The organism is Gilvibacter sp., assembly GCF_965601605.1.
Lineage (GTDB): Bacteria > Bacteroidota > Bacteroidia > Flavobacteriales > Flavobacteriaceae > Gilvibacter.
The window spans coordinates 18,765-42,654 of sequence record NZ_CBFCWJ010000008.1 but is presented as its reverse complement, the minus strand read 5'-3'; the positions used below and the strand labels follow the sequence as shown (position 1 = coordinate 42,654).

Below are 23,890 nucleotides of genomic sequence, written 5' to 3'. Positions count from 1 at the left end.
AGTACAATTTCGTACTACAATACACAACAATTTCCATGCCCATCGGCATTGACTGTAAGCTTGTCAGTCTCTAGGCAGGTTTTATTGTGGATGCAGCATGGCATTAATGCGCTGATCCAGTGGAGGATGGGAGTAATGAACAAAGACATAAGCCGGGTGCGGGCTGAGGTTACTCAGGTTCTTTTTAGCCAACTTTTTCAAGCCATTGACCAGCGGCAAGGCCTCAAAGGTCTTAACGGCATAAGCATCCGCCTGAAACTCAAATACGCGTGATAAGTAATTCATAAATAAGCCAGTGATCTCGGAAAGGGGCGAATACAAAATACCAAAGGCAATCAAGCCTAAATGAAAGGAGGGTTGCCCTACGCCTAAAGCTTCAGACAGTAAGGGGTTGTCAATCAGTAAAGAGAAAATGAAAAGAGTCAAACCTGTTGTGGCTATCCCTAAAACCAAATTGATGGGAATGTGATTGCATTTATAATGCCCAATTTCATGAGCCAATACAGCAACGACTTCATCTTCCTCTAAATCGTCAATCAAGGTGTCGTAAAGGGTGACCTGTTTTTGGCGACCAAAACCCGAAAAATAGGCGTTTGCACGAGTACTGCGCTTGGAGCCGTCTATGACCATTATATTGGAAAGCGTAAAACCAACCGTTTGCGCATAAGCTTCCAAACGGTCCTTTAAAGGCCCTTCTTTCAAAGGGGTTTGCTTGTTAAATAGCGGCACGATGAGACGGGTGTAAAAGAAATTCATCAGCACAGAAAAACCGGTAATCACCGCCCAGGCATACCACCAAAAATTAGCTCCGGTTTGTTGGTAGATCCAAATCAAAAGCGCTAAAAGTCCGCCGCCAATCAAAGCACCAATAAATGCTCCTTTGATCTTGTCTAGTACAAAGGTCTTGAGCGTTGTTTTATTGAAACCAAAGCGCTCCTCAATAACAAAGGTTCGGTAATAGGAGAAGGGCAGTGATAGTATACTGCTTGCTGCTAAGATGATTCCAAAGAAAAGCAAGGCTACAACGATCTCTTGATCACTCCAAGAACGTGCAAGGGCATCCACCCAAGCAAAACCGTCCACTAAAAAGAAGATCAATGTTGCTGCAAAGGATACTGCGCCACTCAATAAACCAAAACGGTAGGTGACTCTTTTGTATTCTTGAGACTTTTGATACTGCTCAGGGTCGTACAGATCAGCTAAAGCAGAGGGAGGTTTATTCCCAAATCTTTTGGCGTTGAGATAGCCCAAAAGCAAGTCAAAAAGATAATTGACCACTAACAATCCAATGATCAGTAAAAATAGAGTCTGCGGATTCATCAGCTTTTAAAATTGCGTTGACGTTTGGCTTCAAAAATTAGGATTCCCGCAGCCACGGAAACATTCATGGAATCAATGCTGCCTTGCATAGGGATCTTAATTCGAGCATCGGCTTGCTCGAGCCAAAGATCACTCAGACCATCAGCCTCTGTACCTACTACCAAAGCAGTTGGATCTTGGTAGTTTTGCTCGTGGTAAGCTTGCGCTCCTTCTAAACAGGCGGCGTAAGAACGAATATTGTTTTTCTTTAAGTAAGCAAGAACCTCTTCAGTAGTACCTGTGGCTACTTTATTGGAGAACAGACAACCGACGCTCGATCTGATGATGTTGGGATTGTAAAGATCGGTTCTGGGATTGGCAATAATCACAGCGTCTAAATTGCCTGCGTCTGCAGTTCTCAGCAAAGCGCCGATGTTTCCAGGTTTTTCTGGGGCCTCGGCCACAAGCACAAGCGGAGCTTGGCTTGTGAGGCTAAGCGCCTCCAAATCGTGAGATTTCGCCGAGGCCACTGCCAGGACTCCTTCTGTAGAATCTCTCAGGGCCAATTTGGCGTATACTTCACGATTGATATGAATGATCTCTGTATTGGTTGTAGCGTTCCAACCTTCCAATGTGGAGTCGTCAAGAAGCTCGGGACAGAGTAGCAATTGTTTTAATTCATAGTTGTGTTTTAGCGCAATGCTGATCTCCCTTTGGCCCTCAATAAAAAAGCTTCCGCTTTGACGTCGCGTACGCGATTTGTCCCGAAGCGGAATTAACGATTTTATAAAAGCGTTCTGTGAACTTGTAATGAATTTGATCATCTGCAGACTAAAGCACAAATTTAATATCTTGTAAAGATAAACCAACCCTATGAAACCATTACTACTCGGATTAGCTGCTTTAGCATTAGTGGCTTGCAACAACACCACACAATCAAACGACAAAGATCAAACAGAAACCCCTGCTGAGCAGGAAGTCGCAGAGGCAGCTCCGCGAATGTTTCCCAAAAGTATCGGGCCTGTTTTTGAGGCACACGGCGGAATTGCACAGTGGGATAAGATGAACAATCTGTGTTTTGAGATACCAAAACCGAGCGGTTTAGAAAAGCATTCTACGGATCTTAAGAGCAGACGTGCTCGAATTGAACACAAGGATTGGGTGATCGGTTATGACGGTACAGACGTTTGGTTGGATCAAGACTCTACGGCCTATAAAGGCAATGCCCGTTTTTATCACAACCTGTATTTTTATTTCTATGCCATGCCTTTTATTGTAGCCGATCCAGGTGTTAACTATCAACAATTGGCGGAACCTCTTGAGTTTGAAGGCAAAAAATATCCAGGCACACTTATTTCATATAACGATGGTGTGGGAGATTCTCCCAAAGATGAATATATCATTTATCGCGATCCGGAGACCGGACAAATGGCCTGGTTGGCCTATACGGTGACCTATCGTGACAATGAAAAGAAAGACAATTTCTCCTTCATCAAATACTCCGAATGGCAAGAGGTCAACGGCTTAGTTTTACCTAAAACTTTGACCTGGTACACCGTAGAGGATGGACAGCCTACAGCGCCCAGAAGCGATGTGAGCTTTGAAAAGGTCAACATTACAGAAACCCAATTAGACGGTTCTCTTTTCACCAAGCCAGAAGGGGCAGAAGTAGTGCCGCGTTAATTTTCACGCAACCTTTTGACAAGTTGCAGTCTATTAAGAAAGCAGCTTGTTATGAGGATATTCTATTACCTCTCCATTTTCTTTCTATTCACGGCCTTTCTCTGTGAATCTGATGAACCCTTGGAGGTTGAAGAAACTAGTATTTTTCCAGAGGCTGCTCCTAGTGAAATAGCCATTCAAATAGAGGATGCGATCATTGTTTTTCCCGCGGTAAACGTATTGGGGAATATTGGGAGTCAATGCGGCGATCCCGTTCTGTTGAAGACTTTTGGAGTCCTGACAAATCCGGATTTTTCCAACGTGGTTTTTGAAGTGCTTTTGGTGGATCCAGCAGTTGAATTGTTTGATCAAGAGGAGAATTTTTGGCAATGGTGTGATTCGACTACTACAGACCGTGATTTTGGTTTGCGACTGCGAATGTGGTACAACAGTTCTGATGGGACTACCAATGAATTTTATCACGCAGACCCTTCCTTAGGGGGTAGTGGTTATTTGGATGTGACCCTTATGGAGTTCCCGGATTGCAGTTTGTTTCCAGACATTCCACCAGGGCAATTTACGGCGACCTTTGAGGTGGTGATGCATCGCGCAATTCCCGATGAAGGCCCAGGCGTTATGCCTCTGAATATTCGCGGTAGTTTTAATTTGATTCCGATTGGGTGTAGTTTTGGAACTGCTCCATATCTTTAATAAAAGCTTATGAAAATATTTTACTCCATTTTTTCTTTATTGATTCTGATCAGTTGCAGCTCTGAAAGTATAGACCCAGTATTTGAACCTTTGGCCTTTCCTGAAGCTGCACCCGGAGAAGCTGCAATCACCTTTGAAGGTGAGGACTATATTCTAGACGTTGAACAAGAAGGCACCATCACCACCTGTGCTCCAGATATCTGGCAGATCCGTTATGTTCCTTTTGTAGAATTGCCAGACGGCCGCAGACTCAGTTTTCTATTCCGCATTGGCAATCCAGAGGTAGAAACTGTTCTTTGGGAAGACTTTTCTATTGATATAGAATCTTGTTCAAGGACCAGACTGGGTGTTTTTGTATTTGAGGCGGATGGTTCTCATATCGTTTACAGCAGTCTGAGTGATTGGGGAGGTTTTGGCACCTTGAACATCACCGAATTTGAATTTACGCCAGAAATAGGAGCTGACAATTATTTTAGCGCAGAGATCACCTTCACAGGTGGAAGTTTTTTGGAAGGAGAGCCCACAGGGGAGTTCATTGAGGTGCTGATGCATTTGAATCGTATTCCATTGACGATAACCTGTTCAAGTACTTTTTGTTAAAATCAACTTATGAAAATACTATTCTTCCTTCCATTACTATTTGTGTTCACTGCTTTTATGTGTGAATCTGATGATGCACTCGTGGAAGAAGAGCCAGCATTTCCAGAGGCTGCTGCCGGTGAGATTGCTATTGAACTTGACGGTGCTTCGTTGATCTTTACTCCTGATGAATCAAGATCTGGATTTGGTCCATCGTGTGGTCCTCTGTTTGGTGCTGAAGGTTTTAGAGATAACCCTGACGGCTCTAGTGTCTGGTTTCAAGTACTAGTCATAGACCCAGAGATCTCTAACCTTGATGTAGAGGAAAATCCATGGGTTTTTTGTAATGCAGATGGAGACGGACTGCCTCGCGATTCGGGTTTGAGAATTCGTATACTCTTTACAGACAGTTCAGGAGAGTTTAGTGAATTGTATAGTGGAGATCCTATTTTAGGCGGAAATGGTTATTTTGAAATAACTGAATTGGAATTACCGATGTCATTTGATGATCCTGATGGAGTAGTTAGCGGGGAGTTTGAAGTTTTGTTGCATCTCAGAGATACTGAAAGTACACCCGGTTTATCGCCATTAAACTTGCGCGGTCGTATAAATTCAGTTCCGGTTTTTTATTTTAATAATACAACATCTCCATATCTTTAAGGAACTTATGAAAAAACTACTGTTACTTCCGCTTTTCACTCTTTTAACTGCCACTACCTGTGATGTTAGTGAAGATCCCATGGATGATGATCTGAGTCTCATCCCAGAGGCCGCACCCGGGACCATGGCCGTAGAGGCAGATGGCGCCTTGTTGATTTTAAGTGATCGCGTAGAAGGGGCTGGCAATGAAGGTTGTTTGGTGACTATGCTTGCAGAAAATTTTAATCCGGACGGTTCTTCTGTTTCCATTCGTATTCGTATTACCAATGTAGATTTCACGGGCTATACCTTAGGAGATTATGAGGCGTCCCGACCTGATCCTTGCATGGATGTGAGGGTACTTTTATCTTACCAAGCAGCGGGTGATGACGGAGAATTGGTACAATACAGTTCGTATAACTCTTACAACGGAATGGGAGAGCTTGTGGTTACGGACTTTGAGCTCAATTTTGACGATTCAACTCCAGACTATGTAAGCGGAACTTTCACTGTTATTGGTGGCTTGGTCACTACTCCTATTGGCAGTTCTGATGAGGTTTTGGAATTTAGAGGATCCTTTACAGAGATTCCTATTCGATACGCCTGTCCTTCTGCGTCTTGCTAATTAAAAACTGTGAAACACGCCCAATTGCAATTGGGTTTTGTCCACACTGTTGGTGATCTGTCGCATGGCGCCCACCTGAACCTTTAAGTTGGATTTTATCGCATAACCCAAAGATCCAAAGAAACGGTTCCGGTCAAAGGTGCTTACACGCCTACCATCTCCAATATTGCGTTCGCCATTGATGAAGAGTTCATTGTAGAATCCTAAATACCAAGTTTTAGCCACGATCTCTTTTCCGCTTAAAGGAATGTTTAAAAAGAGCCCATAACGGAATCTTGTTCTAAAATCCTGTCCTTCATTAAAGCGCTGTTCGTATCTAAAACGATGCGTAAAGTACAAACGACCGCCAACTTTTTGTGGCAATAAAGCTTCCTGATAAATACGACTTTCATTGACCGTGCTGTCATCATCACCAAAGGCGCCCGTAGTAATATTGGCATACCCTAAAGCGAGTTTAATGTTGGTGTCTTTAGGGCGATAGGTAACCGCGCCTCGCAATAAAAGCTGCTCCAGATCGCCAATGACATCCCAATTACGATATTGGATATCGCCTTGGAATCCCCAGCGGGAATTCTCCAGATCTGCTGTCCAAAAGTACATATACCAAGCTCCAAGCTGATCCTCATCAACCTGAGCTTTAGTGTTGTATGAGCTAATCAATAAAACGGTAAGTAGAAGAAAGATTCTTTTCATATGGGTTTCAAAAAAAAGAGAACCGTCATTGTTGACGGTTCTCCAAGATAGGGTTTTTATACGATTAGTTTTGGCCGTATTTGTTGCTGTAACGCTTATAGAGTTCTGTTTGGTGTGTTTCCAAGGAAACGTTGCGCCCATCGATAAAGACATGGGTCAAAATATTGGTACGCATGTCTAAGGCATCACCTTCGGATACAAAAAGCGTAGCGCTTTTTCCAACGGCTAAGGTTCCATACATATCATCAATGCCCAGGATCTTTGCATTGTTGCCTGTAATGAGCTGCAATGCGCGTTCTTTGTCCATGCCTTGACCCACAACCTGTCCAGCGTAAAACGCCATATTGCGAGTTTGGAAGTTTGACATGTCCGCATTTTGTATTCCTACTAAAACTCCCGCATCATCCAAGAGCTTAGGCAACTTGTATGGTAAGTCGTAATCGTCGTCTTGGAAGTTAGGTAAAGCGTGTGTTTGACTCACCAAGACCGGTACGTTATTGCGTTTTAAAAAGTCGGTAATCTTCCAAGCTTGATAGCCGCCTACAATGACATACTTTTTAATACCATTGTCACGCGCCCAATTCACGGCATCGATGATCTCTTTCTCACCATCGGCATAGATATAAAGAGTTTTTCCACCACTAAATAAAGGCACTGTAGCTTCAAAGGCCAAATTGCGCTCAGAGTTACTTCCGTTGCCGTACACTTTCGCATTGTTCATAAAGTTGGCAATTTCTCCAACCTGCTCGGCATAATCTTTATTGGGTTGAAAACCGCGAGGTTCTCCTACCCACCAACGTCCGCGTCTAAAGCTGCGTGGCCAGTTTAGGTGAATTCCGTCGTCTTCTTTAATGGCAGCATCTTCCCAGTTCCAAGCGTCAAATTGTACTATGGATGAGGTTCCAGAAATTCGGCCACCTTGAGGCGTAGTCTGTCCAATCAATACGCCGTTTGGGCGCATGGACTCTACTACTTTAGATTCTGAATTATATGCTATTAAACTGCGGATGTGCGGAATGAACTCTCCCAATTCGTCTTGGTCATCACTAGCACGAACTGCGTTAACTTCTACCAATCCCAAAGATTTTGCCGGTGCAATAATCCCAGGGTAAAGGTGCTTGCCGTTAGCATTAATGACGGTTCCCTGCGTTGGCGTTGAACTGTCTCCAAGGGCAGTAATGACTCCGTTGTCAAAAATTATCGTGGCATTCTCGATGACCGTTCCGTCACCGATATGTGCAGTAGCTCCAGTAATTGAAATAGCTCCGCTTTGAGCATCACCTGGAGTTTGTTGGGCGTAAATGTTCCCTGAAAAAATCAGGGCAAGGGCTAAAATAAATTTGAATAAATTTTTCATCTTTTCCTGATATTAAATGGTTTCACATGTAAATCGTTGCTTCGGACGGCTTCCCGGTCTGCGTTTAAAACCGTTTTTACCACCTTTGTCATCGAGCATCATTTTGATAAGCGTATTGCGCTCCTGCTGAATTGCTGTCCGCATGGCTCCGTCTTTTTCTAAGTCAAAGAACAAGGCCCCTTCGATATAGGTTTGCTCTGCTCTGGCATAAACAGATAGTGGGTTGTCCGTCCATAGGACAAGATCCGCATCTTTACCAACCTTAATACTACCTACACGATCGTCAATGTGAAGCAGTTTAGCAGGATTCAGTGTGACCATCTTCCAAGCTTCTTCTTCACTCATACCGCCGTATTTGACAGTCTTAGCTGCTTCTTGATTCAAACGACGCGACATTTCACCGTCGTCACTATTAATAGCAACTACAACACCCTCACGTGCCATGATGGCTGCATTGTAAGGGATGGCATCATTCACCTCGTATTTATAGGCCCACCAATCGCTAAATGTAGAACCACCAACACCGTGATCAGCCATTTTATCGGCTACCTTATAACCCTCTAAGATGTGAGTAAAGGTGTTCACTCTAAAGTTGAATTTCTCCGCCACCTTCATGAGCATATTGATCTCGCTCTGCACATAGGAGTGACATGAGATATAACGCTCTCCATTGAGGATCTGCGCCAATACTTCCAGTTCTTCATCATAGCGAATGTTAGCTCCGCTTTTCTTTTTAGCATCGTATTCCTGAGCTCTGCTGAAGTAATTCATATACAACTGTTCCACACCCATACGGGTTTGCGGGAAGCGGCTGTAGCTTTGCCAGTTGGATTGTTTTACATTCTCACCCAAAGCAAATTTGATAAACTGAGGGGTGTTGTTATAGATCATATTGTCTGCGCTCTCTCCCCATTTAAGTTTGATGATCGCAGAGCGTCCACCAATCGGGTTTGCAGAACCGTGTAGGATCTGAATGGAAGTAACACCACCCGCTAAGTTGCGGTAGATGTCAATATCTTCTGGATCCACTACGTCTTCAATCGTTACTTCTGCGGAACTGTTGTGTCCCGCTTCATTGATGGCTAATGCTGCAATATGCGAGTGTTCGTCAATGATACCCGCCGTGAGGTGTTTTCCTGTCGCGTCGATCACTTTAGCACCTCTTGCGCTGAGATTTTCACCGATGGCTACAATCTTGCCGTCACGAACCAAAACGTCTGTATTCATGAGAATTCCATCAGCTTCACCCGTCCACACCGTGGCATTTTTAAACAAAATGTTTTGAGATTGCGGTACTGAAGCATAGCCATATCCAATATTCGGATAGGTGATGTCTACCATAGTAGGTGCCTCGTCAGAATCACCAGAAGCTTTCTTTTCCGCTTCTTCAGGCCCAGCAGTCTTGTTGGCATTAAAACTAGTCTCGCGTCCATTGGGTAGTACCAATCTTCCGCTAAGATTGTTAGAAGAACTCACGACTGCAGCGGTCATTCTGTAAATATCGTTATTCCCTTCATCGGTCATGGAAAGGATCACCCAATTGTCATTATAGGTCAACTTAGCAGGGAATTTGGTATCGCCTTGTTTGATCTCGATCTTTGGTTTCCCCGCGTCGCCGCTAAGGGTCATGTCATAAGATTTACCTCCAACCATAAGGGTGTAGGTTCCTCTTATATCCTTTACGCTACGATCATTGATTACATTCTTTGTTCCTTGAACCCAATTTTCATAGAGGGTGGTACTGCTTTCAAAGATGTCTCCAGAGGTGATCAAAAAGTTAGCCTGTGCACCAGGGTTCAAATTCCCGAGTGTTTCACTCATTCCAATGATTCGTGCTGGAACAGTGGTCAAGGCCTCAAGGGCAGTAGTCTTGTTCAGACCGTATTTGATCGCTTTCATCAGCTTGCCTTTAAAATCCGCAGCCGATTTAAGATCGTAAGTCGTAAAGGCAAAAGGAACTCCGTTGTCTGCCATGATCTTTGGATTGGCAGGAGCTTGGTTCCAATTACGCATATCAGCAAGCGTTACATAATCTGCCTGATAAGGGTTGGATACATCATAAGCATCCGGGAAGTTGATCGGTAAGATATAAGTGGCATTAGTGGCTTTGATATCGGCTATAGCCTCATATTCATCGCCTCCACCTACAATTACATATTGAATTCCAAATTGATCTCCAACCTTGTCAGCTCTTAAATCATTGCCTTTGTCTCCAGCATTAAAAACCGCGTACATGCCTTTTTTCTCTATTAAGGCTTCTAGTGATCGGTCAGTGGTGTTGCTGTTACCTGCCTCGTACCAACTCATATCGTAATACATCTGGCGTAATAATGCCATAGCTCCCATTAAGGAAGTAGGGTAGGACTGTCGTGAAGCCACAGAGCGGTCAAAAGAAAAGTATTGACCCGCCGCTGTGTTCAACACACGATCGGCATCATCACCCTTGCTGTTTAGCGCTACTAAGACACCGGTACCTTGAGCAATACCGTCATTGCGGTGTGCACCCACAACTCCAAAACCGGCTTTACGCATGGTAGCAGCCGCTTTATTATCGAACTTAAAATCCGCTATCGCGTTGTATTCTGGCATGATGTGGTCGTTCCAATAGAACCCAGCTCGGCTTGGATTGTACTGCGGAGAGCGGCCTCCGCCTTGGGCGCGTTCGGCTTTTTTCACTCCGAACTCTGTGTAAGGATCGATGAAAGAAGGATAAATTGTGGTTCCGCTGGCATCTACAATGATGCTGTTTTGCGGTACAGTTACATTGGTTCCAACAGAAACTACTTTCCCGTTTCTAATCACCAAAGTTGCATTCTGTAAAATTTTAGTGGGCGTAACATAAATAGTAGCACCCGTAAAAGCCGTGTAGTTGGTGTTTTGTTCCTTGACACCGTCATTGTCAGGAAAATAGTCCTGAGCTGCTAATTGCCCGCCCAGAAAGAGGCAGCATAGCAGCAGTAATCTGAATTTCATAAAATTGAATTTGATTTTTTGAGTTCAAAACGCAGGCCAGTGAATCATCCGAAAATGAACGCAAAGAGCGATGGTCCTCTATGAACCTAGCTTTGAGGAATTTCACGTTTTGACTAAAAAAGGTTGGTTTACCCTTTAAAGATACTAAGGGTATTTGGCGACATCCTTGGCTCTAACAAATCTTTAACAGCCTGTTAAATCAAGGCTGAAGTGGATGTTGTTCAAAATAATTAACCACCAAGGCAACCATATAACTGTAGCTCATTATTCCTTTTTCCTGATTATTGGCTTTTAAGAAGTTGTCCCAAAAGGCTTTGGATAGATCCTCAAAAGGGTTATTGTAGCTCGCCCAAAAATCGCGCATCTCTTTATAGCCCTTTAAAATCCCGGGATTGATGGTGGTCAGCATTTCCCTGTAAACGGCTTCATCCCTGCGAGCGATCTCATTGATGCAGTAACGGAGCATAAAAATATAACCGGTATATCTAATGTAAGTGTCCGGATTGTGAATGGTGGCTAGCGCAGCGATAAAATTGGCTTCATTCTCGGCAGCATATCCCATTTGATGTGCTTCCTCATGGCAGGCTACCACAGCGAATTTATAGGATTTGATGAGTCGATTGACCTGTGCCTCTCCGGTCAAAGGGTTGTAATACCCACTATATCCCATATAGGTAAGCCCTAAACTCAAGCCCGATTTTTTAATGGATCTCGGACTATAATTGAACATCGGGTGCTTTTCTACCAAGGCTGCATAGCCTTCCAAAGAACGCTTAAAGATTTCTTTCTGGGAATACGGCAGATCGATCTTAATGGAATCTGCATAGCCCAGCTCTCTGTGAAGTTCATTGGATTTTGCGATCATTCTTTCGGTCAGATCAAAGAGCTGCTCGTTGGTATAGGATTTCTCCAACTCCAATGTTTTATACAGTGGATTGCGGTAGTAGTTGATCCCCCAAATCAGATTGAACATCAAATAAGCCAAAGAGACGGCAGCGGTTACATCTAAAAAGAATCCTGCGGGTCCGGTTCTGAGGCGTTTCACGTTTAGATAAAGCCAGCGAAGGGCGTAAACAATGAGTCCGAGGTAAATGAAATCTCCAACAGAAAAAGGAATCCAACCAAAGATATAACGACTCAACTTGGAGAAGAAAGGGTAGATCCCTAGGCTGTAATAACGTTCCACAGTATCTGGAATATAGCGCAACAGGCGCAGGCCAAATATTTGGACGATAAGCAGCAGGGCCAAGCCGAGTTTTATCTTTAATCGCATTGTTCAAACTTACGAACAATTCTTTGTTTTTTAATTTTTTGAACGCCTGCTAATCCGCTAAATTTGTTAAAAATTTAATTCATGAACGATACCGTACGTCAATTAGAACCCCAAGTGATCTGGAAGCATTTTGCAGATCTCAACGCTGTTCCACGCGCTTCCAAAAAAGAAGAGCAGGTGATAGCTTTCATGAAATCCTTCGGAGAAGCTTTAGGCTTAGAGACCTATGAAGATGCTGTGGGTAATGTCATCATCAGAAAACCCGCTACCGCAGGTATGGAAAACCGAACTCCTGTGGTGATGCAATCGCATTTAGATATGGTGCATCAAAAGAACAACGATACAGACTTTGATTTTGCCACTCAGGGCATTGAAATGTATGTAGATGGAGATTGGGTGCGTGCCCGTGGGACCACTTTGGGCGCAGACAACGGTTTGGGCGTAGCCACGATCATGGCCGTATTGGCTTCGGATTCAATTGCGCATCCCGCAATTGAAGGGCTGTTCACCATTGATGAAGAAACAGGAATGACGGGAGCCATGGGGCTTGAAGGTGGATTGTTACAAGGTAAGATCCTTTTGAATTTAGATACTGAAGAGGATGATGAGATCGGTGTAGGTTGTGCCGGAGGTGTTGATATTACCGCAAGCGGGACCTATACGCCAACGGCTTTGGACAATGGATTTGATGGATACAGGCTTCATGTAAAGGGGCTTCAAGGAGGTCACAGCGGGATGGATATTCACAAAGGATTGGGCAATGCCAACAAACTTATGAATCGTTTGCTTTACGCCATGGGAGATTCGATTCGAATTGCGAAGATCGACGGTGGATCCTTGCGCAATGCTATTCCCAGAGAGAGTACATCGCATTTAGCAATTGCTTCGGATTCAAAACAGCAAGTTATGGCCTCTTTTGAAGCTGAAAAACAAGCCATCTTAACCGAGTTCAAATCTTTGGAGCCTGCATTGTCTATTGAATTAAAAACTGCGGAGCAGCCTGCAAATACCCTAGACGCGCATACTCAAAAAGTGCTGCTCAATGCTTTATATGCAGCTCATAACGGTGTTTACCGCATGAGTCCTGCCATAGCTGACTTGGTTGAGACCTCTAACAATATTGCACGTGTCTTGGTGGCTGATGGCAGTATCCATATTGGTTGTTTGACCCGTTCTTCTGTAGAATCCTCAAAAGCTGATTTGTCAAACGCTTTACGTGCTACTTTTGAAAATGCCGGTTTAGAAGTGGGGCTTTCTGGAGACTATCCAGGCTGGGCACCAAATATGGACAGTCCTATTTTAAAGGTTATGGAAGGTCTTTATAACGAATTGTTTAATGAGCAACCGCATGTTGCTGCTTGCCATGCTGGATTGGAGTGTGGAATTCTGGGGCAGAACTACCCGGGGATGGATATGATCTCTTTTGGACCGACGATCAAAGGGGCGCATTCCCCAGATGAACGCGCCAGTATATCTTCAGTACAAAAATACTGGAGCTATGTGATTGAAACCTTAAAACGGATTCCCGAAAACGCATAAAAAAAGCCCCGATCACTCGGGGCTTTTTTTTGTATTGCTTTGAAGCTTACTGTTTGATTCCAGTCATCTTCATTCTAAATACTAAGTCTGTGTTTGGTGGAATAGCTCTAGATCCTTGCTCTCCATATCCTAAGTGAGAAGGCAAGTAAACCATAATCTCGTCACCAACGCGCATGCTCAACATGGCTTCTTTGAAACCAGGGATCATACGGGCATCTGCAGAGAAAGGAATTTCAAGCGGTCCGTAACGGCCAGCTTCCTTGCGCGCTAAGTTCATCACGTCAAATTTCTCAGCCAAATCAGGGTTGGAAGTATCGAACAACATTCCGTCTGTGTAGTATCCTTCATATTCTAAAAGGATAATTTGTCCTTCAGTAGGCTCAGCACCTTCACCACGCGTAACGTAGGCGCGACGCAATCCAGAGTCCATTTCTTCAGCATCGGCAAGGATACCATCATTCTTAGCTTTGAATTCTTCAGCTACGGCCTTGATCTCTGCGGCGCGAGCTGCTGCCTCGTCTGCTTTGTTGGTAAGTGCAGTCTTTAATGTTGGAACAGTAATATCTCCCTTAGTAATAATGTTTACTTCTTGCATCACTACGTCTTCCATTGGCTTGTCTCCAGGCTTGGAAGTCTCTACAGATCCAATGGCATCAACTACATCTTGTCCAATCACGATCTCTCCAAAAACGGCATGCTTGTAATCTAAGTGCGGCGTTTCTTTAAGAGTGATAAAGAACTGACTTCCGTTTGTGTTAGGACCGCTGTTGGCCATAGATAACATTCCTTTTTTGCTGTGAACAAGTCCTTGTACAAACTCGTCTGGGAATGCGTAACCAGGACTTCCCATTCCATTGCCTAACGGACATCCACCTTGGATCATAAAATCTTTGATCACACGGTGAAAGATCAGTCCGTTGTAGTAAGGCTTCCCGCTGTAGGTTGAATCAACCATTTCGCTTTTTCCGCTCGCTAGGGTTACAAAGTTGGCAACCGTAACTGGAGCTTGGTCGTGAAACAACTTGGCTACAAAAGTACCTTGGGTTGTTACAAACTCAGCGTATACACCGTCTGCCAAGTCTGGGTATTTTGGATTTTGACAAGACGCTGCAAACAGGCCTGCAAATACAAGTAATAAAGTGATTCTCTTCATTTCTATCTTCTTAATTATTGGATTCATTTTTGGATTGGGGTTCAATTGACTTGAGGTCAACTTGGACCTTCAATGGGTAATTGATGCCTATTTTATTATCGTCCCCATAATAGCCATAAGCCGTATATGAGGGTAAGAGTAAGGTCATAGATTCACCGGCATGCATCAACTTTAATGCTTGGCGCAATCCAGTGATCAACTCTTGCTGATCCATCACATAGCTGCGTGGACTGATCTGTGCTTTCGGGTAGATCACGTTCCCGTAAATATCTTCTACTTGATAATCAAAAATCAAGCGGTCTCCAAACTGAGGCAAGTAAGTGGCCGTGGAGTCGGTCTTTGTTCTGCTGTACCAAAAACCGTTTTCTGATGCCGTGTAAGTTGTCGAGGTATCTTTGGCTATCACCGCTTTGATAGCTTCCTCCTGCTGTGCCACTAATTTCTGATTGCGACTCACAGATGCGTTCACAAAACTTCCAGAACTCTGACTCACTGGCTGACGAGCTTCTGGTTGAGCACAAGAAACTACGAGCAATAAGCAGAAAAGTGTAAGTAGGAGCTTAGGCATTAAGCAGGGCATTTTGATAGGTGGGCAAGATACTAATAAAATACTTTATGGTTTCTTCCATATTACGAGTAGATCTTCCACCTGCAGCGTTGATATGGCCGCCACCGTCAAAGTGAGTTCGGGCCATCTCATTCACCGAGAAATCTCCCTTGGAACGCAAGGAGATTTTTATGATCCCGTCTTTTTCGCTTTCAATGAAGATAGCTGCCAGAACAATATTCTCTATGGAAAGGGCGTAATTTACAAATCCCTCAGTATCTCCTTTCTTATAATTACAGGCGTCCAATTCCGCTTGATTTAGGCTGATGTATGCCGCGCGGTGCTCCTGCATCACTTTGAGGTTACTCAGCGCCGTGCCGAGTAGCTGCATGCGGTTTTCACTGTTGTTGTCATAGACGTTGCGATGGATCTGAGAATTCTCTGCACCGTGATCAATGAGGTCTGCAACAACTTTATGCGTAGTGCTCGTAGTTGCCGGGAACCTAAACGATCCTGAATCGGTCATGATTCCCACATAAAGATTGGTGGCGATGTCTGCGTCCAAATAGTTCAAGTGGCCCATCTTTTCCATAAAGTGGTAGACCATTTCAGAAGTTGATCCCATGCTCGCATCACTGTAGGTGAATTTTGCATAGGTATCGGGTTGCTGATGGTGATCAATCATGGCAAATGGGCAAACCAACTTTTGCAGGACAGCCTCCATCTCAGGACCTAGGCGGTGTAAGGCATTGAAGTCTAGGGTGAATACCAAATTTGCCTTTTTTAGCAGTGTACCACAATTGTCTGAGTGACTTTCAAACCTGAGGATCTTGTCATTTCCCGGCATCCATTTTAGGAATTTGGGATAATCATTAGGAACCATAACGCGAACATTGTGTCCGAGTTTTTCGAGATAGGCACTCAGTCCTAAGGTAGATCCAATGGCGTCTCCGTCGGGATTTTTATGTCCAATCACAACGATACGGATCGGACTGCTCAGCAGGCTTTTTAATTCTGAAATTTCGGCAGTATTCATCGCCAGCGAAGATACAATTTAATAACGAGAGACCACCTGCCATTACAACCAATAATGGTTAACTTTATGCCAAATAAATCCAACCATCAGCATGTATAAATTATATCTCTCCTTAGCGCTAGTTCTTTGTATTTCAGCCTGTAAAAACTCGCAATCCAAATCCGAAGTTGAACAAGAAACTACTGCTGTAAATGATACACTGACCTTTGTTTTTGCCAGTTGTAATGATCAGGAGCGAGAACAACCTTTGTGGAATCCTATTTTAGGGCATAAGCCAGAACTCTTTATCTGGGGCGGGGATAATATTTATAGCGATACGCGTGACAGCTCTAAGATGCGTGCTGATTACGACAAGCAATTTAACCAACCAGATTACACCAAACTAAGAACGCAAACCAAAGTCATTGGAACTTGGGATGATCACGATTATGGTGAGAACGATGCTGGAGCCCAATACCCGATGAAGATCGTGGCTAGTGAACTTTTTTGGGATTTTATGGAGTTGCCAAAGGGAGATAGTTTGCGCGATCAGCCTGGAGTGTTTCATTCTTATGTTCACCAAACGGAACAAGGATCGGTCAAGTTCATTCTGTTGGATACGCGCTACTATCGTGATCCGCTGTTAAAAAGTGAAGATCCCAACAAGCGCTACACGCCTTGGACAGAAGATCATGACGGTTGGTTCTTAGGGCCTCTACAATGGGTTTGGTTGGAAAATCAATTGAAGGACACCACACACGATTTTACTTTCATTGTTAGCAGTATCCAATTCTTGAACAATGCGGATCACGGTTGGGAGAAGTGGGGTAACTTTCCGGCGGAGCGCAACAAGATGTATGAGGTTTTAAAAGCAGCGCAATCAAAAAACATCATTTTACTCTCTGGAGACCGACACCATGCAGAGATGTCAAAAGATGAGCAGGCTGGTCTGGGATATCCTTTACTAGACTTTACAGCTAGTGGACTTACTCATACCTTCCCCGGTTCGCCTTTAGAGCCGAATGAGTACCGATGGGGCGAGGGAACCAAGGATCTGAATTTTGGCCTGATCAAAGTCCACCAGGCCTCTAAGACCGTGGTTTTTGAGATCAGAGGGAAAGACGACGTGCTAATTGAACAATTTGTTCAAGCATATTAGGCTGAATAAATACTTAAGAATCCAGTTTATTTTGCGGTTAAAGAATCGTTAAGCGCTTGCAGTCTGCTTGAAAAGGGCTACTTTTGCACAAATTTTTTACACCTGACATGAGAACAGACAGAACATTTACAATGTTGAAGCCCGACTCCGTTGAAAAAGGACATATCGGAGCGATCTTAGAAAAAATTACAGCCGCTGGTTTTAGAATCGTAGCTATGAAGCTTACGCAAATGACTACCGATGATGCCAAGGCTTTCTACGCCATCCACAAAGAGCGTCCGTTCTTTGGAGAATTGGTAGAATATATGACACGTGGTCCTATCGTTGCTGCGATCTTGGAAAAAGAGAACGCTGTTGCTGACTTTAGAACCCTAATCGGTGCTACAAACCCAGAAGAGGCTGCAGAAGGAACTATCCGTAAGTTGTATGCTGCTTCAATCGGTGAGAACGCTGTTCACGGAAGTGACAGTGATGAGAACGCTGCTATTGAAGGGAATTTCCACTTTGCTGGAAGAGAGCAGTTCTAAACCGCACCGCGCTTAGCGCAAAACTAATTTCTTAATCATTTCTGTGCCCAATTCTTCATTGAGCATGGAAATGATTTTTTGTTTGCCATAACTGAGCTCTTCACGAAGGACAGAAGAGGTAAGCCTAACATAGAGTGTACCGGATTCCAAACGGATATCCTCTGTATACCCGGCTATGGCTTGCCCCATCATTTTGTTCCAAGTATCGCGCACGTTCAGTTGATCCATGCCCCGTTTGAGCTTCCCTTGTCCAAAGAACTCTTTGAGTGCATCACCCAAGCTGATATGTTCTCTACTGCGCTTATTCATCACCTAAAATATTTACAGCCTCATAAGGCTTGTATTGGTACTGCGTACCTTCTTGGTCCTCTAAAATGAGTTCGGTTTCACTCAAACTGATTACTTTTTCACGCCAGCTGTCATAGGGTGTCGTGAATTCTATGAAATAATCTCCAGCCTCTTCAATCAGTCTAAAAACTTCACTATTGTTGGTCTTAGCAAAAGTACCATCTAATTTCGGCGCGAGCTTTTTACGAACACCGCTCTTTTCGTTGGGCAATTCAAAATAATCCACCACCAAATTGGTTTGATAAGCTTTGACCACTTGACCGTTGGTGCTTACAGATTCAATTTGCCAATATCCTTGAAGCTCTGAAAAATCTCCGTTAAAACCAGAATTGCAAGACCAAAGTGAAAAACTCAGTAGGAGTCCGAGGAGCTGTTTCATAAGGAGATCATTTTATAGGATTGGTGGATGCTACTAATTACGGCTTCTGTCCGATCGGCATGGGTGTCACTGATAAAGATCTGTCCAAAGTTATCTTCTTTGACGAGCTGTAAAAGTTGAGCGACCCGAGATTCGTCCAATTTATCAAAAATATCATCCAATAAGAGAATCGGATTTTGATTGGCCTTGTCTTTTACAAAGTCAAACTGCGCCAACTTCAAGGCAATCAAAAATGATTTCTGCTGGCCTTGAGATCCAAACTTTTTGATAGGATGAGCGTCAATTTCAAAGTTGAGGTCGTCTTTGTGAATTCCATGACTGGTATACTGTAAGGTCTTGTCTTTATTGATGTTTTGGGTAAAGAGCTCTAAAAGAGGTGTGTCTTCCAATTGGCTTTTATAGTGCAAGCTTACCGCTTCGTGACCTCCGCTGATCTCTGTATAACGTCTGTTAAAGATCGGAGTGAATTGGGCAATGAACTCTTTTCGTTTCTCGTGAATTGGAGTTCCCAACTGATCCAACTGTTCGTTGTATACAGCCAAGGTGTCTCCGTTATACGTGTTGTTGAGTGCAAAGTACTTGAGCAAAGAGTTGCGTTGTGACAAGACCTTGTTGTAATCCAAAAGGTTTTGCAAGTAGGCAGGATCATTCAAAGACAGTACGCCATCCATAAATTTTCTACGCACATCACTGCCTTCTGTGATCAAGTCACGATCTGCTGGAGAGATGATCACCACTGGAATGAGGCCAATATGATCCGAGAAGCGTTCATAGGCTTTGCCGTTGCGTTTAATGATCTTTTTCTGCCCTTTTTTATTGCTGATCAAGATGCGTTGCGGTTGCTCTTGATGGGTGAAATTTCCGTCGATCACAAAGAAATCTTCTCCATGACGAATGTTTTGACTGCTGATAGGATTGAAATAGCTCTTGCCGTACGCCAGGTGATAAACAGCATCTAAAACCGTGGTTTTACCCACCCCGTTATTGCCCACAAAGCAATTGATCTTGTGGTCAAAACTAAAACTTTGGCTCTCAAAATTTTTGTAATTAACTAAGGATAAGTCGGTTAAAATCATGTGCTGGCGCGCTTGTCGAGACGGGTATGCCGTGTTGCGGTCATTAAATTCCGCAGTGCGAAACAGCCTGCAAATTATTGAAAATTAACGAATAAATTGTCTTTCAAATTCTAATAAAAATTATATTTTTGCCCCGCAATAAATCAGCAGTATGGCAACGTATAAAAAACGCGGAGGAAGACCTAAAACAAAGGTAGAACAGCAAACCAAGATCGAAGAAGATAGCGCAACGGCAGAGGTGTTTAACACCCTGGACGAAGGAGCTAACAAAGCCGAGAAGTGGGTTGCAGAGAACCAGAAGTACATCTTTGGAGTCATTGGTCTTATAGCATTGGGTATTTTAGGATACTTAGCTTACCAAACTTATGTGCAAGAGCCTAAGGAAGCCAAGGCGATGAACGAGATGTTCCAAGCCCAGAACTATTGGGAGCAAGCCATGACTGCTACTGAGAACGATTCTTTGTTCAATCTTGCTCTTAAAGGAGGTAACGGACAATACGGTTTAGAAGAGATCATCTCCAAGTACGGAGGTACTGATGCCGGGAATATTGCACGTTATTACGCAGGAGTTGCTTATTTGCAAACAGGCGAGTACAAGAAAGCCATTGAGAGTTTAGATGCTTTTAACGCTACCGATGAGATCCTTGCGCCTCAGGCAAAAGGAGGAATTGGTGATGCCTTTGCTGCTCTTGGAGAATTTGGTGATGCTTTAAATTATTACAAGCAGGCAGCCAACCTCAATACAAACGACTACACGACGCCGAAATATCTTTTGAAAGCTGGAAAAAGCGCTATTGAAACTGGAAACTACAGTGAAGCAGCGCAGTTGCTAGCACAGATCAAAGAGAACTATCCAGACTCGCCATTTGTTCAAGAAGCTCAGATCTTCCTAGGACAGGCAGAAGCGATGCAATAATTATGGCAACCGCAGGCAATAACCTATCGGCCTACAATAAATCCGAAGTACCTAACGCTAAGGATTTCAAGTTTGGGCTTGTGGTTTCCAAATGGAACCATGAGATCACAGAAGGCTTGTTTCAAGGTGCTTTTGATGCCCTGAAAGACTGCGGAGCAATCAATGACAATATTGTTCGTTGGAACGTACCTGGAAGCTATGAGCTGATCTACGGAGCCCAACGCATGCGTGAATCTTACGATATGCTAGATGCGGTGATCGTGATCGGCAGTGTGATTCAAGGTGAGACCAAACACTTTGATTTTGTTTGCCAAGGCGTGACCAATGGAATTGCTCAACTCAATGCAGCGGGTGGTATTCCTGTCATCTTTTGTGTGTTGACTGACAACACCATGCAGCAAGCCATTGATAGATCCGGCGGAAAGCACGGCAACAAAGGAACTGAGGCGGCTATCGCAGCCATTGAAATGGCGCAATTACGCAAGGACAGCAAGTTCTAAATACACCCAATTTGCTCTGGCATTGTTTTTGTTTTGTTAAAGGAGAAAAGCCACTTTAACAAACGCGGCTATTTTAGTAAATTTGGTAGAGTACAATGGGAATATTCAAAACACGCAAAAACAAACGGTACGATTACGAACCCCGATATTACAATAACGGGGGCAAGCGTCCTTTTGAGATGGGCAATCGTTTTGAGGAGTATCGTACGGCATCTACGCCGGCTCGTGGTCTTAAGAATAAGTTCAAGCACGCTTGGGCAGATTACAAAGGCAACCCGAGTCAAGATGTGAATAGACGCGTGATTATTATCATCGCGGTTTTGATACTGTTATTCCTGTTTATGATTGATTTTGATCTATCCATCTTTACGAGTTCCCGATAAATGGCAGGTACAATAACGCGCTTACCCGAACATGTGGCCAACCAGATCGCCGCAGGAGAAGTGGTTCAACGCCCAGCTTCTGTAGTTAAAGAACTGTTGGAAAATGCTGTGGATGCAGGTGCGACAGACTTGCAATTGGTGATCAAGGATTCGGGGAAAACACTCATTCAACTTATTGACAATGGATCGGGGATGTCTGCTGAAGACGCCCAGGCCTGCTTTGAGCGTCACGCCACCTCTAAAATCCATCAAGCTGAAGATCTTTTTAAGTTGCACACCAAAGGATTCCGAGGGGAAGCTTTGGCGTCCATTGCTGCGGTGGCTCAAGTGAGCCTGAAAACCCGCACTGCTAAAGATGAAGTAGGTACAGAGGTGAAGATTGCGGGCAGCGAGATCACTGAAGTCGCTGAATGCGTAACTCCAGTGGGGACAGTGCTTTCTGTAAAGAATTTGTTTTTCAATATTCCAGCGCGTCGGAATTTCTTAAAGAGCAATCCAGTAGAATTGCGTCACATCATTGATGAATTTCATCGTGTGGCTTTGGCGCATCCGGAGCTCGCTTTCAGCTTGCATTCTAACGATTCGCTCTTGTTTTCTTTGCCCAAATCGAACTTAAAACAGCGTATCACTGGAATTTTTGGAGCTAAGACCAAGGAGCGTTTGGTTCCCGTATCTGAAGAAACAGATGTGGTTTCCGTAAGCGGATTTGTGATCAAACCTGAGTTTTCAAAAAAATCTAGAGGAGATCAGTTTTTCTTTGTTAACGATCGTTTTATAAAATCGTCCTATTTGCATCATGCAGTTACTGCTGCCTTTGAGGGTCTATTGCGCGATAAGACGGTACCGGGATACTTCTTGTTTCTCAAGGTTCCTACGGACAGTATCGATATCAACATCCATCCGACAAAAACGGAGATCAAGTTTGATGACGATCACACCATTTACGCCATGCTACAGGCTTCTGTAAAGCACAGTTTGGGACAGTTCAATGTGGCGCCAGTTCTTGATTTTAACAGAGATGAAGCCTTGGATACGCCTTATGATATGAATCAGGCGACACCCAAGATGCCCAATATTGCTGTAGACCCGACCTTCAATCCTTTTAAAGAAAAGTCTTCTGCAAGCCGAAGCAACTATCAGCGACTACAACAACACCAACCCAGTTGGGAAGCCTTGTATACGCAGGTAGATGCTGCAGATAATAAGACTGATCTTGAAGAGATCACTTTAGAAAGTCGTGAAGTAAGCGGAAGTTTCTTTGAGTCTGAAGAGCAGCAGTCGCAATTGCCGAGTTTGCAATTGTTTGGAAAATATTTAGCCAGTCCAACAACAGGTGGCTTGCTGTTGGTGCATCAGAGACGCGCGCATCAGCGGGTTTTATATGAGGATTTCTTAAGACGGATGGGATCCGAAGCTGCTAATAGTCAAGCTTTGTTATTTCCACTAACTTTAGAGTTAGATACCAAGCAACGCGCTTTGCTGCAAGAGGTAAGTGACGGGATGACCCATTTGGGATTTGAAATGAACTTTGAGGAGCAACTCTCCTTAACGGCTATACCTACTTCTGTTGAAGCGGAGCAAGTAGGGGAGGTCATTGAGAATCTTTTGGCAGATCTCAGTGCTGATGTTCCGGAGTTGAGCTTTAGCACCAATGATGCCTTGGCCAAGAGTATGGCTAAGAGTCTGAGCGTTCGTTCCGGATCTAAAATGAGCCAAGATGAACAACAACATCTGATCAACCAGTTGTTTGCCTGTAAGGAGTCTGGAGTGAGTCCTTTTGGTAAACCGACTTTTAAAATAGTAACAAACACAGAAATCGATAACAAATTCTAAGTGTATTCTATCTCTGAAACAGTAAAGGTTCTTTTGATCATTAACGTGATCGTTTTTGTGGGTACTATGAGTATGCCTGATACCATGTATCAGCTATTCTCTTTGTATTTCTATGAGAACCCTTCGTTTAAATTCTGGCAACCAGTCACGCATATGTTTATGCACGGAAGTGTTTCCCATATTGCTTTTAATATGCTCGGTTTGTGGATGTTTGGAACGCCTTTAGAGCGCCAGTGGGGAACAAAACGTTTTTTGTTCTTTTACTTTTCTGCCGGATTGGGTGCGGCTTTGATCCATACGCTTGCTAATTATATTGATCTGCAATTGGATATCAATTTTCTAACCCAAGTGGGTATTACCAGAGATTTAATTGATCAGGCGATCGCTAATGGGCAGGTCTTTGTGGATTATCCCAACATCAACTTTGAAGGATATTTTGTGCCCGCCGTAGGAGCTTCTGGAGCGGTTTACGGTATTATGACTGCCTTTGCCGTTTACTACCCTAACGCGCAGTTGATGATGATCTTTTTACCCGTCCCCATCAAGGCTAAATATTTTGTTCCGCTTATTCTGATAGGATACACCGTGTTGAATCTAACCGACAACTTGCCTGGAATTGCGCATTGGGCGCACGTAGGAGGGGCCTTGTTTGGCTTTATCATGGCTTGGAGTTGGCGAAAATCCATGTTTAATCCCCAATAATT

The 23,890-nt window shown here is 43.8% G+C and carries 25 protein-coding genes; 13 read left to right on the top strand and 12 right to left on the bottom strand.

Annotation, left to right across the window (positions count from 1 at the left end):
- Positions 1-81: 81 nt before the first annotated feature.
- On the bottom strand, positions 82-1,320 hold the full coding sequence (locus tag ACSLP7_RS01360; protein WP_435577644.1) for a M48 family metallopeptidase: 1,239 nt from the start codon (positions 1,318-1,320) through the stop codon (positions 82-84).
- Positions 1,320-2,120 carry a TrmH family RNA methyltransferase gene (locus ACSLP7_RS01355; protein ID WP_435577705.1) on the bottom strand — a complete coding sequence of 267 codons (801 nt, stop codon included), beginning with the start codon at positions 2,118-2,120 and terminating at the stop codon, positions 1,320-1,322. The genes ACSLP7_RS01360 and ACSLP7_RS01355 overlap by 1 nt, the downstream gene beginning before the upstream one ends.
- A 52-nt stretch (positions 2,121-2,172) precedes the next feature.
- Here ACSLP7_RS01355 and ACSLP7_RS01350 point away from each other — a divergent pair, with 52 nt between their 5' ends.
- The 5 genes from ACSLP7_RS01350 to ACSLP7_RS01330 are packed head-to-tail and all read left to right on the top strand — an operon-like array spanning position 2,173 to position 5,515.
- The gene (locus ACSLP7_RS01350; RefSeq protein ID WP_435577643.1) at positions 2,173-2,982 is read left to right on the top strand and encodes a DUF6503 family protein; all 810 of its coding nucleotides are present in this window, start codon (positions 2,173-2,175) and stop codon (positions 2,980-2,982) included.
- Positions 2,983-3,033: 51 nt separating this feature from the next.
- On the top strand, positions 3,034-3,672 hold the full coding sequence (locus tag ACSLP7_RS01345) for a hypothetical protein (RefSeq protein WP_435577642.1): 639 nt from the start codon (positions 3,034-3,036) through the stop codon (positions 3,670-3,672).
- Between the two features lie 9 nt (positions 3,673-3,681).
- The gene (locus tag ACSLP7_RS01340; protein WP_435577641.1) at positions 3,682-4,272 is read left to right on the top strand and encodes a hypothetical protein; all 591 of its coding nucleotides are present in this window, start codon (positions 3,682-3,684) and stop codon (positions 4,270-4,272) included.
- A gap of 57 nt (positions 4,273-4,329) precedes the next feature.
- Positions 4,330-4,911, top strand: coding sequence for a hypothetical protein (locus ACSLP7_RS01335; protein WP_435577640.1), 582 nt, complete (start codon positions 4,330-4,332; stop codon positions 4,909-4,911).
- A gap of 7 nt (positions 4,912-4,918) precedes the next feature.
- On the top strand, positions 4,919-5,515 hold the full coding sequence (locus tag ACSLP7_RS01330; protein ID WP_435577639.1) for a hypothetical protein: 597 nt from the start codon (positions 4,919-4,921) through the stop codon (positions 5,513-5,515).
- On the opposite strand, the gene ACSLP7_RS01325 is transcribed toward ACSLP7_RS01330, so the two are convergent.
- The 4 genes from ACSLP7_RS01325 to ACSLP7_RS01310 all read right to left on the bottom strand — a co-directional run bounded on the left by ACSLP7_RS01325 (position 5,516) and on the right by ACSLP7_RS01310 (position 11,811).
- A complete protein-coding gene (locus ACSLP7_RS01325; protein WP_435577638.1) occupies positions 5,516-6,208 on the bottom strand; it encodes a DUF2490 domain-containing protein in 693 nt (230 codons plus the stop codon).
- A gap of 64 nt (positions 6,209-6,272) precedes the next feature.
- Positions 6,273-7,565, bottom strand: coding sequence for an amidohydrolase family protein (locus ACSLP7_RS01320; protein WP_435577637.1), 1,293 nt, complete (start codon positions 7,563-7,565; stop codon positions 6,273-6,275).
- 12 nt (positions 7,566-7,577) lie between these two features.
- Entirely contained in the window at positions 7,578-10,538 is a 2,961-nt protein-coding gene (locus ACSLP7_RS01315) for an amidohydrolase family protein (RefSeq protein WP_435577636.1), read from the bottom strand.
- Positions 10,539-10,737: 199 nt separating this feature from the next.
- Positions 10,738-11,811 (bottom strand): DUF3810 domain-containing protein, encoded by a 1,074-nt coding sequence (locus ACSLP7_RS01310; protein ID WP_435577635.1) that lies wholly within the window; start codon positions 11,809-11,811, stop codon positions 10,738-10,740.
- 81 nt (positions 11,812-11,892) lie between these two features.
- Here ACSLP7_RS01310 and ACSLP7_RS01305 point away from each other — a divergent pair, with 81 nt between their 5' ends.
- On the top strand, positions 11,893-13,350 hold the full coding sequence (locus tag ACSLP7_RS01305) for an aminoacyl-histidine dipeptidase (RefSeq protein ID WP_435577634.1): 1,458 nt from the start codon (positions 11,893-11,895) through the stop codon (positions 13,348-13,350).
- 46 nt (positions 13,351-13,396) lie between these two features.
- Here the strand turns inward: ACSLP7_RS01305 and ACSLP7_RS01300 are convergent, their stop codons facing one another.
- From ACSLP7_RS01300 to ACSLP7_RS01290, 3 genes are read right to left on the bottom strand one after another with little or no spacing between them, the layout of a single operon-like run.
- The gene (locus ACSLP7_RS01300; protein ID WP_435577633.1) at positions 13,397-14,503 is read right to left on the bottom strand and encodes a peptidylprolyl isomerase; all 1,107 of its coding nucleotides are present in this window, start codon (positions 14,501-14,503) and stop codon (positions 13,397-13,399) included.
- Positions 14,504-14,513: 10 nt separating this feature from the next.
- Entirely contained in the window at positions 14,514-15,071 is a 558-nt protein-coding gene (gldI, locus tag ACSLP7_RS01295; protein ID WP_435577632.1) for a gliding motility-associated peptidyl-prolyl isomerase GldI, read from the bottom strand.
- Positions 15,064-16,086, bottom strand: a complete 1,023-nt coding sequence (locus tag ACSLP7_RS01290; protein ID WP_435577631.1) for a DHH family phosphoesterase — start codon at positions 16,084-16,086, stop codon at positions 15,064-15,066. Before ACSLP7_RS01290 ends, gldI begins: the two co-directional genes overlap by 8 nt.
- 91 nt (positions 16,087-16,177) lie before the next feature.
- On the opposite strand from ACSLP7_RS01290, the gene ACSLP7_RS01285 reads away from it, so the two are divergent.
- Together ACSLP7_RS01285 and ACSLP7_RS01280 are read left to right on the top strand one after the other, a co-directional pair.
- Positions 16,178-17,224 (top strand): alkaline phosphatase D family protein, encoded by a 1,047-nt coding sequence (locus ACSLP7_RS01285; RefSeq protein WP_435577630.1) that lies wholly within the window; start codon positions 16,178-16,180, stop codon positions 17,222-17,224.
- Between the two features lie 107 nt (positions 17,225-17,331).
- Entirely contained in the window at positions 17,332-17,751 is a 420-nt protein-coding gene (locus ACSLP7_RS01280) for a nucleoside-diphosphate kinase (RefSeq protein ID WP_272833138.1), read from the top strand.
- A 12-nt stretch (positions 17,752-17,763) separates the two neighbouring features.
- On the opposite strand, the gene ACSLP7_RS01275 is transcribed toward ACSLP7_RS01280, so the two are convergent.
- The 3 genes from ACSLP7_RS01275 to recF are packed head-to-tail and all read right to left on the bottom strand — an operon-like array spanning position 17,764 to position 19,554.
- Positions 17,764-18,060: a DUF721 domain-containing protein gene (locus ACSLP7_RS01275; protein WP_435577629.1), complete on the bottom strand. Its 297-nt coding sequence runs from the start codon at positions 18,058-18,060 to the stop codon at positions 17,764-17,766.
- Positions 18,053-18,478 (bottom strand): lipocalin family protein, encoded by a 426-nt coding sequence (locus ACSLP7_RS01270; protein WP_435577628.1) that lies wholly within the window; start codon positions 18,476-18,478, stop codon positions 18,053-18,055. Before ACSLP7_RS01270 ends, ACSLP7_RS01275 begins: the two co-directional genes overlap by 8 nt.
- Complete coding sequence (recF, locus tag ACSLP7_RS01265; RefSeq protein ID WP_435577627.1) at positions 18,475-19,554, bottom strand: DNA replication/repair protein RecF; 1,080 nt, start codon at positions 19,552-19,554, stop codon at positions 18,475-18,477. Before recF ends, ACSLP7_RS01270 begins: the two co-directional genes overlap by 4 nt.
- 151 nt (positions 19,555-19,705) lie before the next feature.
- Here recF and ACSLP7_RS01260 point away from each other — a divergent pair, with 151 nt between their 5' ends.
- The 5 genes from ACSLP7_RS01260 (at position 19,706) to ACSLP7_RS01240 (ending at position 23,888) form a co-directional block, all read left to right on the top strand.
- Complete coding sequence (locus ACSLP7_RS01260) at positions 19,706-20,470, top strand: tetratricopeptide repeat protein (protein WP_435577626.1); 765 nt, start codon at positions 19,706-19,708, stop codon at positions 20,468-20,470.
- A 2-nt stretch (positions 20,471-20,472) separates the two neighbouring features.
- Positions 20,473-20,970 (top strand): 6,7-dimethyl-8-ribityllumazine synthase, encoded by a 498-nt coding sequence (gene ribH / locus ACSLP7_RS01255; RefSeq protein ID WP_435577625.1) that lies wholly within the window; start codon positions 20,473-20,475, stop codon positions 20,968-20,970.
- Between the two features lie 95 nt (positions 20,971-21,065).
- Positions 21,066-21,353, top strand: coding sequence for a riboflavin synthase subunit beta (locus ACSLP7_RS01250; RefSeq protein WP_291186005.1), 288 nt, complete (start codon positions 21,066-21,068; stop codon positions 21,351-21,353).
- Positions 21,354-23,186 (top strand): DNA mismatch repair endonuclease MutL, encoded by a 1,833-nt coding sequence (gene mutL, locus ACSLP7_RS01245; RefSeq protein ID WP_435577624.1) that lies wholly within the window; start codon positions 21,354-21,356, stop codon positions 23,184-23,186. It abuts the gene before it with no gap.
- Positions 23,187-23,888, top strand: coding sequence for a rhomboid family intramembrane serine protease (locus ACSLP7_RS01240; protein WP_435577623.1), 702 nt, complete (start codon positions 23,187-23,189; stop codon positions 23,886-23,888).
- The last annotated feature ends 2 nt before the right edge of the window (positions 23,889-23,890 follow it).